Source organism: Streptomyces gilvus (assembly GCF_022513565.1).
GTDB lineage: Bacteria > Actinomycetota > Actinomycetes > Streptomycetales > Streptomycetaceae > Streptomyces > Streptomyces gilvus.
The window spans coordinates 306,553-319,008 of sequence record NZ_JAKWBE010000001.1 but is presented as its reverse complement, the minus strand read 5'-3'; the positions used below and the strand labels follow the sequence as shown (position 1 = coordinate 319,008).

The 12,456-nt window shown below is 72.0% G+C and carries 10 protein-coding genes; all 10 read right to left on the bottom strand.

The annotated features are described in order from the left end of the window. The 10 genes from MKW14_RS01430 to MKW14_RS01385 all read right to left on the bottom strand — a co-directional run bounded on the left by MKW14_RS01430 (position 1) and on the right by MKW14_RS01385 (position 12,434). Positions 1–849: a TatD family hydrolase gene (locus MKW14_RS01430; RefSeq protein WP_240858244.1), complete on the bottom strand. Its 849-nt coding sequence runs from the start codon at positions 847–849 to the stop codon at positions 1–3. Further along, positions 849–1,712 carry an EboA domain-containing protein gene (locus MKW14_RS01425; protein ID WP_240858243.1) on the bottom strand — a complete coding sequence of 288 codons (864 nt, stop codon included), beginning with the start codon at positions 1,710–1,712 and terminating at the stop codon, positions 849–851. The genes MKW14_RS01430 and MKW14_RS01425 overlap by 1 nt, the downstream gene beginning before the upstream one ends. After that, positions 1,709–2,674, bottom strand: coding sequence for a sugar phosphate isomerase/epimerase family protein (locus MKW14_RS01420; protein ID WP_240858242.1), 966 nt, complete (start codon positions 2,672–2,674; stop codon positions 1,709–1,711). The genes MKW14_RS01425 and MKW14_RS01420 overlap by 4 nt, the downstream gene beginning before the upstream one ends. Beyond that, a complete protein-coding gene (locus tag MKW14_RS01415; RefSeq protein WP_374116521.1) occupies positions 2,671–3,624 on the bottom strand; it encodes an SCO3242 family prenyltransferase in 954 nt (317 codons plus the stop codon). The genes MKW14_RS01420 and MKW14_RS01415 overlap by 4 nt, the downstream gene beginning before the upstream one ends. Before the next feature lie 167 nt (positions 3,625–3,791). Further along, positions 3,792–5,003, bottom strand: coding sequence for an inositol-3-phosphate synthase (locus tag MKW14_RS01410; protein WP_240858241.1), 1,212 nt, complete (start codon positions 5,001–5,003; stop codon positions 3,792–3,794). Positions 5,004–5,159: 156 nt separating this feature from the next. Beyond that, positions 5,160–6,500, bottom strand: coding sequence for a ThuA domain-containing protein (locus tag MKW14_RS01405; protein ID WP_240858240.1), 1,341 nt, complete (start codon positions 6,498–6,500; stop codon positions 5,160–5,162). Between the two features lie 15 nt (positions 6,501–6,515). Further along, the gene (locus MKW14_RS01400) at positions 6,516–9,014 is read right to left on the bottom strand and encodes a PQQ-dependent sugar dehydrogenase (protein WP_240858239.1); all 2,499 of its coding nucleotides are present in this window, start codon (positions 9,012–9,014) and stop codon (positions 6,516–6,518) included. A 99-nt stretch (positions 9,015–9,113) separates the two neighbouring features. Then, positions 9,114–10,112, bottom strand: coding sequence for a sugar phosphate isomerase/epimerase family protein (locus tag MKW14_RS01395; RefSeq protein WP_240858238.1), 999 nt, complete (start codon positions 10,110–10,112; stop codon positions 9,114–9,116). A 13-nt stretch (positions 10,113–10,125) separates the two neighbouring features. Further along, positions 10,126–11,334: a Gfo/Idh/MocA family protein gene (locus MKW14_RS01390; protein ID WP_240858237.1), complete on the bottom strand. Its 1,209-nt coding sequence runs from the start codon at positions 11,332–11,334 to the stop codon at positions 10,126–10,128. 59 nt (positions 11,335–11,393) lie between these two features. Further along, positions 11,394–12,434, bottom strand: coding sequence for a substrate-binding domain-containing protein (locus MKW14_RS01385; RefSeq protein ID WP_240858236.1), 1,041 nt, complete (start codon positions 12,432–12,434; stop codon positions 11,394–11,396). Positions 12,435–12,456: the final 22 nt, after the last annotated feature.

Genomic DNA, 12,456 nt, shown 5'->3' with positions numbered 1-12,456 from the left:
TCACGCCCCGCCACGGAGGATGGAGTTGCCCTCGTGGGTGGCGTCCGTGCCCGGGACGTCCAGGTTCAGGCGGCCGCTGAGTCCGTAGAAGGCGACGGGGTTCTGCCACAGGACCCGGTCGACCTCGTCCTCGCCGAACCCTTCGGCCAGCATCAGGTCGGCCACCCTGCGGGTCTTGAGGGGATCGCTCCTGCCCCAGTCGGCGGCCGAGTTCACGAGCACCTGCTCGGGGCCGTAGGCCCGCAGGATCGCGACCATGCGCGCCTCGTCCATCTTGGTGTCGGGATAGACGGAGAAGCCCAGCCAGCAGCCGCTGTCCTTGGCCTCCTTGACGGTGGTCTCGTTGAGATGGTCGACCAGGACGCGGTCCGGGGACAGCGCGGACTCGTGGACGACGTCGAGGGTGCGGCGCAGTCCGGCGAGCTTGTCGCGGTGCGGGGTGTGCACCAGCGCGGGCAGGCCGTGGTCGGCGGCGAGCTGGAGCTGGGCGGCGAGCGCGGTGTCCTCGGCCGCGGTCATCGAGTCGTAGCCGATCTCGCCGACGGCGACGACCTGGTCCTTGACGAGATAGCGGGGCAGTTCGTCGAGGACGGGCGCGCAGCGGGGGTCGTTGGCCTCCTTGGGGTTGAGGGCGAGGGTGCAGTGGTGGGCGATGCCGTACTGGGCGGCACGGAAGGGTTCCCAGCCCAGGAGGGAGTCGAAGTAGTCGAAGAAGGTGGCGGGAGAGGTGCGGGGCTGGCCGAGCCAGAAGGAGGGTTCGACGACGGCGCGGACGCCGGCGGCGTGCATGGCGGCGTAGTCGTCGGTGGTGCGGGAGGTCATGTGGATGTGAGGGTCGAAGATACGCATCAGGACTCCTTGCCGTCGCCGCCGCGCACGCCGGGTTCGGCAGCCGGCGCGGGTGGGGTGGCCGTGGGGTCGCTCAGGGTCAGGACGCGGTACAGGTCTTGGGGCACGGCACGACCCGCGGCGGTGCGTTCGGCGGCGTGGTCGGCGAGCATGCGGGCGAGTTCGCCGTCCCCGCGGGCACGCCGGTCCAGGTCGGTGACCTCGTCCACGGCGACCCCGGTGAACAGGCACTTCAGAACGGCGTGGCGCCAGAGATGCGGGCTGAGGTGCCGGGCGGCGTACGGGCCGACGGCGGCGGCCAGGAGGCGGGTGTCGTTGGTGCGCAGGGCGTCCTCGACGAGCGGAACGGCCTCGGGGCCGGCGACCAGATGGGGCAGGGCGTGCAGGACGGCGCGGCGTTCGGCGGCGGTGCCCTGGAAATAGACCCGGCTGAGCGCGTCGGCGCCGGCGCGGGCGGCGTGCAGGATCAGCACACGGGCGGCGTCGGCGTGCTCGGGTCCGCAGCGCCGACCGGCCTCGGCGATGCGCAGCTCCCACGTGGAGATCGGTCCGTGGATGCCGGGCTGGGCGGCGGCCTCGGTGAGGGCCTGTTCGAGCCAGGCGCGGGCGGACTCACCGAGGCGGGCGACGAGGTGGCGGTACAAGGCGGACGGAGGGGTGAGGGCGGATGGAGGAGTCAGGGTGGCCGGGGCTGTGTCGCCAGAGGGTGAGGTGGACGCGCGGTCGGGGCCGCCGAAGCCCTTCCGGCCTGCTCCCGCGCGGGCCGGAGTGCTGTTCCCGGGGTCGAGCTGCGACTGCGCGTCCCGGTCTGTCTCCGTGTGGGCCGCCCGCGAAGTGTTCCGCGTGGTGTGCCGATGCGTCATGGGGTGCTGCTCCCTTCGGGGGCGGCGGAGGGATCGCCGTGGGGTGCGGCGTCGGGCGACTGAGCGGCTTTCGTCGCCGCGCGCCGGAGGAATGGGAGGGAGTGTGCGGCGAAGTGGGGGCCCGCGTGGGAGTGGCGGGGCAGTTCGACGGCGGTCAGGCCCTGGTAGCCGGTGGCGGCGAGGGCAGCGAGGACGGGCGGGAAGTCGATCTCGCCCTCTCCGAACGGGAGGTGCTCATGGACGCCACGGCGCATGTCCTCGATCTGGACGTGCCGGAGCCAGGGACCGGCGGCGCGTACGCAGTCGGCGGGAGAGAGGGGTTCGAGGCACTGGCAGTGGCCGATGTCGAGCGTCAGACCGAGGTGTCCGGGGTCGCCGAGGATGCGGCGGAGGTGGTGGAAGTCGGCGAGGGCGGCGAGGAGGTGGCCCGGTTCCGGTTCGACAGCGAGGGGAATGCCCGCGCCGGCGGCGGCCTCCAGGACGGGGGTCAGTGACTCGGCCAGACGTTTCCACGCCGTGTCCGGGTCCGTGCCGGCCGGCATGATCCCGCTGAAGCAGTGCACGGCGTGTGCGCCGAGGTCGGCGGCGACCTGGACGGCGCGGATCAGTAGCCCGACCCGCCGGGCCCGGTCGTCGGGGTCGGGGTCCAGCAGGGAGGGGCCGTGCTTGCGGCGCGGGTCGAGTACGTAGCGGGCGCCGGTCTCGACGGTGACGTCCAGGCCGAGGGCGTCGAGGCGTCGGGCGACTCGGCGTGTTCGGGAGGCGAGGTCGGAGGCGAGGGGGTCGAGGTGCATGTGGTCGAGGGTGAGTCCGACGCCGTCGTAGCCGAGGTCGGCGAGGAGGGCGAGGGCCTCGTCGAGCCGGAGGTCGGTGAGGCCGTTGGTGCCGTAGCCGAAACGAAGGGGGCCGGTCGACCCCCAAGTCGGCATCCCGTTGGGCCGGTGCGTCTTCTCCGTGGTCATGTGATGCTCACCGTCCTCGCGAACCGCCTGCCGAGCGGGGCGAGCGTCGCCACCAGCACCGCGGTGGAACGGGCACCGGAGTGGGCGGCGAGTGCGGCCTGGAGCGGAATCGTGGCGCGGACACCGCTGCCGACGGCTCGTTGGGTGAGCGGGGGTGACGGGTTGAGGGCTGCGTGGGCGTAGGGGCGGGCCGCGGTGAGGGCGTAGGCCGCGCCGAGCGTCGAGCGCAGGGCGGTTCCCGGGGAGAGTCGGCGGGTGAGGAGGTGGGTGAGGACGCCGGTGGTGGCGAGGGCGGCCAGTGGGGTCAGGGGTGAGCCGCCTGTCGTCTCCCGGCGGGAGACGGCCGTCACCGCGAGGGTGTGGGTGGCGAGCAGCGCCGCGGAGGGGAGGGCCCTGCGCGGGTGGCCGGTCGTGGCTGCCGCGCCGAGCAGCAGGTCGAGTCCACGGGCGGCGGCCATGGCGGCCGGGCCGACCGGGGTTCGCTTCAGGCCGAGGTCGTACGCCCAGACCGTGGCCGCGAGCGGAGCGGCGACCGTCAGAGCGGGGCGGCCCGCACGGGCGGCGAGCGCGAGGCCGGCTCCGGTGAGGGCGCAGGCGGCCGAGAAGGCGGCGGCCGGGTGGATGCGGGCCGAGGGGAGGGGCCGGTGGGGGCGCTCCACCGCGTCCTCCTCACGGTCGGACCAGTCGTTGAGGGCCATGCCCGCCTCGTAGAGGCAGAGGGAGGATCCGATGGCGAGGAGAGTGCGGGCGTTCGGGGCCGGGGCGGTCGCGGCGGCGCCGGCGAGGGCGTCACCAGGGACGGTGAACAGGGCGGGGAGCCGCAGCAGTTCGGCCCAGGCGAGGGCGTGTGCGGCGAGGGAGGCGGTGCGCGCCGCGTCCGGCGACGGCGCGCGTCCGGCCGATCGGGCAGTGGCCGTCGGGCCTGCCCCGGTACGCCGGTCGGCACCCACGGCACCCGTCCGTCGAGCCGGCGTCGGTTCGACGGCACCCGCAGCTCCGCCGCCGCTCCGTCCCCGCACGGCATCCGCCCGGGAACCCGGCCTCGGCTCGATGACGCCGGTACTTTCGCCGGCTCTCCGCCCCGTCCACCGGCCGAACTCCCACGCCCGCAGTCGGCTCATCGCCGCTCCCCCGTCCGACCCGAACCACCGTGATCCGCGTGCCGATCGGAAGCGGCGGACTCATCGTCGGAGCCGCCTCCCCCGTCCGCCGCCCGCAGTCGCTCCGCGAACCCGAGGAGCGCCGGGTACTGCTCGCCCAGCGCGGCCGGTCCGTCACCCACCGGGTCCTTGAAGTAGAAGCCCAGTTCGCCCAGGGGCCCGGACAGGCCCGCCTCGTGGGCTCGGGCGGTCAGCCGGGCCAGGTCGAGCACCAGGGGCGCGGCCAGCGCCGAGTCGCAGCCCTGCCAGATGGTCTGGAGGATCATGCGGGTGCCGAGGAAGCCGTCGAAGGCGATGTGGTCCCAAGCGGTCTTCCAGTCGCCGAGCTCGGGGACGTCGTCGATGTGGACCTCGCCCTCGGGGGGCACCGCGAGGGTCTCGGCCAGGACCCGCTCCTTGCCGGCGTTCTTGGCGGCGGCCGCGGCCGGGTCGGCGAGTGCCGCGCCGTCGCCTCCGCCGAGGAGGTTGGTGCCGGACCAGGCGCGGACCGACAGGGCACGCTGGGTGAACATCGGGCCCAGGACGGACCGCAGAAGGGTCTGGCCCGTCTTGCCGTCGCGCCCGGCGTACGGCAGGCCGCTCCTGTCCGCGGCGGCTGCCAGCGAAGGGTGGTGCAGGCCGGTCGAGGGGGTGAAGTTCACGTACGGGCAGCCCGCGCGCAGGGCCGCCGCCGCGTAGAGGGAGCTCGGTGGGAGGGCGCGGTCGGTTGCCGGGGGCTCGGTGGAGGCGACGTTCACCACCACGGCCCGGGACAGCCCGCACCGTCGTACGAAGTCATGGATGTCCGCGGTGAAGGCGGCGATCAGTTCCTCCTCGGTGCGGGTGTCGCCCGGCACCGGGCCACCCGGTCTGATCTCCTCCTCGGCGGCGGTCAGTTCACCCGAGACGGCAGCGGGGAGGCCGGGTGGGAGGACGCCTCCGGCCGCCAGGGCCTCGGCATGTTTGGGCAGGGGGCAGTCCTGGGTGTCGTGTCCGCCGAAGACGAGCGCGGCGAGGGGCGGCAGGCCGGTGTCCGCGAACGCGGGGGTCTCGGTGAGCAGGCCGGTCGGCGGTCGCAGGCCGGCGGTCAGCGCGGCGCAGCCCGCGACGACAGTGGTGGCGACGGAGCCACGGGCCCCGATCAGCCACACCCCGACGCGTGGCCGGGCTACGGAAAGGGACGCGGACATGGGCGGCCTCCTCGTCGAACACGTCGGGTGCAATACGCCATGAATCAGCAGGTCCAGGGGCGACGGATCCCGCGCGACGGGATGCGTGATCCCGCGATTCCCCGGACGGGGTGGAAGGCGGCGGGCGGAGGTCCGGCGTCCTCCGCCCGCCGCCGCTCAGTCGCCCTTGCCGGGCAGTTCCTTGATCCGGATGTCGCGGAAGGACACCTGGTCGTCGGCTCCGTGGTTCTGGATGCCGATGTGTCCGTCGACGAGGCTCCGGGCCGGGTCGGTGTTGGTGAAATCGTTGATCTTCACGCCGTTGAGCCAGACGCGGAGCCGTTCGCCCTCCACGCGGATCTCGTACGTGTTCCACTCCCCCGGCGGGTTCAGCGCGCGGTCGCGCTTGTTCAGGTCGGCGGACTGGAAGCCGTAGACGGACCCGGTGGTCCTGTCGGGCACGTCGGTGGCGTCGATCTGGATCTCGTAGCCGTTGTTCACGGCCGACCACGGGTCGTCCGAGGGCGGAAAGCCCACGAACACACCGGAGTTGTCGTCCCCGTCGGGACCGGCCGTCCTCCAGTCGAGCTTCAGGGAGTACGACGTGAAGCCCGAGGTGGCGTACCAGAGCAGGCCCATACCGCCCGAGGACGTCAGCGTCCCGTCGTCGGCCAGGGTGAAGGAGCCGGGGCCCGCCTGCTTCCAGCCGTCCAGGGACGTGCCGTCGAGCAGCGGCCGGTAGCCGTTCTCGGGACGGCAGTCGGCCTGGGCGTCGCCGGTCGCCCACCGCAGACCGCCCGACAGGTGCTGCCGGAAGGCCGGTTCGGCGTACGACTCCTTGGTGTGGCCGCCTCCGGTGTAGAAGGCGCGGCCGCCCTGGTAGGTCTGGCACCAGGCGATCGGATGGTCGCCGTTCATGGTGCCGCCGGTGTACGAGGACTCGTCGAGCGAGGCGAGGACATGGGCCCGGTCCCGGGGGTTGGAACGGTAGTTGTACCACTCGTCGGTACGGGACCAGGTCCCCTGCAGGCCCGAGGTCGCCGGGTGAGCGCGGTCCTCGACGGTCACCTTCGCCGGCTGGATCGCCGGATGCGACTGGAAGTAGGCGCCCGCGAGGCCGCCGTAGAACGCCCAGTCGTACTCGGTGTCGGCGGCGGCGTGGACGCCGACATAGCCGCCGCCGTGCCGGATGTAGCGCTCGAAGGCGCTCTGCTGGGCGTCGTTCAGCACGTCCCCGGTCGTCGACAGGAACACGACCGCGTCGTAGCGGCGCAGGTTCTTGGCGGTGAACGCCCCGGCGTCCTCGGTCGCGTCGACGGCGAAGCCGCCGTCGGCACCCAGCTGCCGCACGGCCTCCACGCCGGCCGGGATGGAGTCGTGCCGGAAGCCGGCGGTCTTGGAGAAGACCAGTACCCGTTTCCCGGCGTCCCCGGGGTGCGCGGCGGCGGGGCCGCAGACGCAGCCGAGGAGCAGTGCCGCGCCGGCGACGACGCTGAATGAGCGGCCTGTTGAGCGCATCGCGTCCTCCTCCCCTCAGCTCGTCGTGAAGGTGAAGTCGTCCACCTCGAACAGCGCGCCCGAACCGCCCTTGAAGACCAGGTACAGCGTGGTCGAGCTCTTCGGTGCGCGCGACAGGGCGGCGCTGACGTCCTGGAAGGTGTCCCAGCCGCCGGTCACGGGCACGGTCGCCTTGCCGAGCAGGGTGCCGGTCGGCGAACCCGCGCGGATCTCCAGCCGCCCGCCCGCGCCGCCGGACGCCACGCGTGCCGTGACCTTGGTGGCGTTGCTCAGGGCGTACGGGGTGAACGAGATCCAGTCGCCGTTGCCGATGTCCCCGACCGTCTTCCCGCCGTGCGCGGTGTCCCGGGCGACGACGGTGACGCCGGAGCTGTCGCCGAAGTGCTCGGCCTGGCGGTGGCGGGGCTGCAGGACGTTGCGGCCGTGGGAGGTGAGGGGGGCCTGGCCGCCGCCTCCGTTGTCGGTGTACTCGGCGTCCAGGACCCCGAAGATGTTGGCGTTCTCGTCGTGGCCGCCGTCGGCGGTGGTCTGGAGGGTGCCGGTGCAGCCGTTCGCCGAGGTGATCGGGTGGCCGTGGGTGTCATGGCCGAGGACGAAGGTGACCTTGACCTTGGCGCAGTCGACGGCCGTTCCGTCCTCCGGGTCGGTGACCCTCACCTTGAACGGGATCGCGTCACCGAAGCTGAACAGCTGGCCGTCACGCGGGAGTTCGACGGTCACCCGCGGTGCCGTGTTGCCGACGACGATCTGAACGCTCGCGCTGCCGGTACGGCCGCTGGGGTCCTTCGCCGTCAGGGTCGCGGTGTAGGTGCCGTTCTTCTTGTACTTGTACGTCGGGTTCGCCGCCGTCGACTTGCCTCCGTCGCCGAAGTCCCAGCTGTAGGTGAGGGCGTCACCGTCCTGGTCCGACGAACCCGCGGAGGAGAACCGCGCCTTCAGCGGGGCCTGTCCGGAGGTGCTGCTCGCCGCGGCCTGGGCCACCGGGGAGTGGCCGTCGGTGGCGTTCTCGATGCGGTACAGACCGGAGTTGTCGTCGCCGCCGAACCACGAGGTGCCGTAGTCGAGGACGTACAGCGCGCCGTCGGGTCCGAAGGCCATGTCCATCACCTGGGTGCCGGTCCACGGGATGGCGTTGACGGACTGCACGGTGCCGTCGGCGTCGCTCACGATCCGCTTGATCCAGCGGCGGCCGAACTCACCGGCGAAGAAGTTCCCGTCGTATGCCTCGGGGAACTTGACGGGCGAGTCGAGGGAGGCGTCGTAGTGGTAGACCGGACCGCCCATCGGGGACTCGGAGCCGTCGCCGAACTCCGGTACGGACGGGCCGTTGTAGGGGATCCAGGCGGGCTGGGCCGGGGGCAGGTCGGTGAGGCCGGTGTTGTGCGGGGAGTTGTTCTTCGGGGCCTGGCAGTCGAAGGAGCTGCCCGAGGTCTTCGTGGCGAAGTCGTAGTCCACGTAGGCGTCGTTGGCGCCGGTGCAGTACGGCCAGCCGAAGTTGCCGGGGCCGGTGACGCGCGCGAACTCGACCTGGCCGGCCGGGCCGCGGGCCGGGTCGGCGGCGCCGGCGTCGGGGCCGTAGTCGCCGACGTAGACGATGCCCGTCTTCTTGTCGACGCTGAAGCGGAACGGGTTGCGGAAGCCCATCGCGTAGATCTCGGGCCGCGTCTTGTCGGTGCCGGGCGCGAAGAGGTTGCCGTCGGGGATGGAGTACGAGCCGTCGGCGTTCACCTTGATACGCAGGATCTTGCCGCGCAGATCGTTGGTGTTGCCCGCGGAACGCTGGGCGTCGAAGGCGGGGTTGCGGTCGGCGCGCTCGTCGATGGGCGTGTAGCCGTCCGACTGGAAGGGGTTGGTGTCGTCGCCCGTCGACAGGTACAGGTTGCCGGCCGCGTCGAAGTCGATGTCGCCGCCGACGTGGCAGCACAGTCCGCGGGAGGCCGGGATGTCGATGACCTTCTTCTCGCTGGCGGTGTCGAGGGTGCCGTCGGCCTTCAGCACGAAGCGGGAGAGGCGGTTGACGCCGTCGAAGGGGGCGAAGTCGGCCGCGGTGCCCGTCTCGGGGGCGTCACCGGCCGGGGTGTTCAACGGGGGCGCGTAGTAGAGGTAGATGGCGCGGTTGGTCGCGAAGTCCGGGTCCACTCCGACGCCTTGGAGCCCTTCCTCGTCGTGGGAGTAGACGTCGAGCTTGCCGACCAGCCTGGTGTTGCCGGCGGCGTCCGTGAGCCGCAGCTCGCCGTCGCGTGAGGTGTGCAGGACGGAGCGGTCGGGCAGGACGGCGAGCGACATGGGTTCGCCGACCTCCGCCTCCCCCTTGGCGAGGGTGACCTGCTGGAAGTCCTCCGCCGCGGCGGGGGCGGCTGCCGGGTCGGCGACGGCTGCGCCGGCCTGGGGTGTGGTGAGGGTGAGTGACGCTCCGGCGAGGAGCGCGCCGCCGAGGAGGGCGACCGCTCGGCGGAAGCGTCGTCTGTACGTGGTGAGTCCTTCGGTGCGGGTGGTGCGGTCGTTCCCGTGCACGAATGCCTCCATGGGGGGCCGGTTGTACGGGCGGGTGCGAACGCCGGGATGCGCCGTCATCCCGGAGCTGATGAAAGGTCAGATGACGATCAGCAAGGCCTAGTTGCCGAACGCCGCGTCGAAGGAGGCCGACGGTGGCTCGAAGTCGTAGGCCTTGAGGCGGGTCAGGGCCTCGGGGGCGCCCTGGAGCCGGTCCATGCCGGCGTCCTCCCACTCGACGGAGACGGGGCCCTGGTAGTCGATGGAGCGCAGCATCCGGAAGACGTCCTCCCAGGGCACGTCGCCGTGGCCCGCGGACACGAAGTCCCAGCCCCGGCGCGGGTCGCCCCAGGGCAGATGGGAGCCGAGGCGGCCGTTGCGCCCGTCCAGGCGCTTGCGGGCCTCCTTGCAGTCGACGTGGTAGATCCGGTCGCGGAAGTCCCACAGGAAGCCGACGGGGTCCAGGTCCTGCCACACGAAGTGGGACGGGTCGAAGTTCAGTCCGAAGGCGGGACGGTGCCCGACGGCCTCCAGGGCCCGCTGCGTGGTCCAGTAGTCGTAGGCGATCTCGCTCGGATGGACCTCGTGCGCGAACCGCACGCCTTCCGCGTCGAAGATGTCGAGGATCGGGTTCCAGCGCTCGGCGAAGTCCTCGTAGCCGCGCTCGATCATCGACTCGGGTGCGGGCGGGAACATGGCGACCAGGTGCCAGATGGCGGAGCCGGTGAAGCCGATGACGGTGTCGACGCCGAAGGCCGCCGCGGCCCGCGCGGTGTCCTTGACGCGGTCGGCCGCGCGCCGCCGTACCCCTTCCGGGTCCCCGTCGCCCCAGATTTCGACCGGCAGGATGGCCTGGTGGCGTTCGTCGATGATGGCGTCGCAGACGGCCTGCCCGACGAGGTGGTTGGAGACGGCCCAGCACTGGAGGCCGTACTTCTCCAGCAACTCGTGCCTCGACCTGAGGTAGGAGGGGTCGGTGAGCGCCTTGTCGACCTCGAAGTGGTCGCCCCAGCAGGCGAGTTCGAGGCCGTCGTAGCCGAAGTCGCGGGCGAGTCGGCAGACTTCTTCCAGGGGCAGGTCCGCCCACTGGCCGGTGAAGAGCGTGAACGGGCGTGGCATGTCGGGGACCTCCTCAGACGGCGACGGGCGTGTAGACGGAGTTCTTCTCGGCGCTCTCCTCCACCGCCGCCAGCACGCGCTGCACCTGCAGCCCGTCGGCGAAGGAGGGTTCGGGCCTGCGGCCCTCCGCGACGGCGTGGACGAGGTCGCGGGCCTGGTGGACGAAGGTGTGCTCGTAGCCGAGGCCGTGGCCCGGCGGCCACCAGGCGTCCAGGTAGGGGTGGTCGGGTTCGGTGACGAGGATGCGGCGGAAGCCGGCATGCGTTCCCGGCTCCGTGCCGTCGTGGTACGACAGCTCGTTGAGCCGCTCCAGGTCGAAGGCGAGCGAGCCGCGCTCCCCGTTGAGTTCGATGCGCAGGGCGTTCTTGCGGCCGGTGGCGTAGCGGGTCGCCTCGAAGGAGGCGAGGGCGCCGGAGGCGAAGCGGCCGGTGAACAGGGCGGCGTCGTCGACGGTGACCTGCCCGGTGCCGGCGGACGATACGGCGGACAGACCGCTGGTGGCGCCGACGGGCAGCGGGCGCTCCCGTACGAAGGTCTCCGTCAGGGCGGACACCCCCGCCAGCCTCTCCCCCGCGAGGTACTGCGCGAGGTCGACGATGTGCGCGCCGAGATCGCCGAGCGAGCCGGAGCCGGCCAGTTCCCTGCGCAGCCGCCAGGTGAGCGGGAACTCCGGGTCGACGAGCCAGTCCTGAAGGTACGTCACCCGGACGTGCCGCAACTGTCCGAGGCGCCCTTCGGCCACCATCCGCCGGGCCAGGGCGGTCGCCGGCACCCGGCGGTAGTTGAAGCCGACCATCGCCAACTGACCGCGCTCGTGGGCGGCTTCGGCCGCCGCCGCCATCGCCGAGGCCTCCTCCACGGTGTTCGCGAGAGGCTTCTCGCACAGCACGTGCTTGCCGGCGGTGAGGGCGGCGAGCGCGATCTCGGCGTGGCTGTCGCCGGGGGTGCAGATGTCGACGAGGTCGATGTCGTCGCGTGCGATCAGGGCCCGCCAGTCGGTCTCGGCCGTCGCCCAGCCGTGCCGGTCGGCCGCCGCCCGCACGGCCGCCGCGTCCCGCCCGCAGATCGCGGCCATGACCGGCCGCAGCGGCAGGTCGAAGACGCGCCCCGCGGTGCGCCAGCCCTGGGAGTGGGCGGCGCCCATGAAGGCGTAGCCGACCATGCCGACGCGCAGGGGCGGCTTCGCGGCCTCCGGTCCGTCCGACTTCTGGGGCTGTGCCATACGGATGTCCTCCTCGTCCTCGTCCTGTTCGTGGCTGTGCCGTGGGGGGTGCGGGGCGGTCAGCGGAAGCCGGTGGGCATGTACTGGTCGACGTTGTCCTTGTCGACGACGGCCGAGTAGAGCGTGATCGACGCCGGGATCTCGAACTCCGCCATGCCGCTCACGCCCTTGCCCTGGCCGAGGGCCCGGGCCAGGTCGATCGCGGACGCGGCCATGGTCGGCGGGTAGAGGACGGTCGCCTTCAGTACGCCGTTGTCCTGCTTGATGGCCTGGAAGGCGGAGAGCGCTCCGGCGCCGCCGACCATCAGGAAGTCGTCCCGCCCGGCCTGCTCGATGGCGCGCAGCGCGCCCACGCCCTGGTCGTCGTCGTGGTTCCACAGCGCATCGAACTTGGGCTGCGCTTGGAGGAGTTGGGCCATCTTGGCCTGGCCGGACTCGACCGTGAACTCGGCGGCCTGGCGGGCCACCTTCCTGATGTTGGGGTAGTTCTTCAGGGCGTCGTCGAAGCCCTTGCTGCGCTGTTTGGTGAGCTCCAGGTTGTCCAGTCCGGCCAGCTCGACGACCTTGGCGTTCGACTTCCCCTTCAGCTTCTCGCCGATGTAGGTGCCGGCGTTGAGGCCCATGCCGTAGTTGTCGCCGCCGATCCAGCAGCGGTACGCCTGCGGGGAGTTGAAGATGCGGTCCAGGTTGACGACGGGGATGCCGGCGCGCATCGCCTTCAGGCCGACCTGGGTGAGGGCCTTGCCGTCGGCGGGCAGCACGACCAGGACGTCGACCTTCTTGTTGATCAGCGTCTCGATCTGGCCGATCTGCGCGGCGGTGTCGTTGGAGCCCTCGGTGATCTCCAGGGTGACGTCGGAGTACTTCTTGGCGCGGCTCTCGGCGTTGTCGTTGATGGCGTTCAGCCAGCCGTGGTCGGCCTGGGGTCCGGCGAAGCCGATGGTGACGTGCTTGCCCGGCTTGTCGTCGGCGGCGGGCCGGTTGTCGGCCGCGGTCTTCTCGTCCTTGCTCTCGTTGCTCGTGCAAGCGGTGAGGAGGGCGGTGGTGGAGACGGCGGCGGCTCCGAAGAGGAGGCCTCTACGGCTGGTGGTATGTGACATAGCACTGCCACCGGTGGAATGT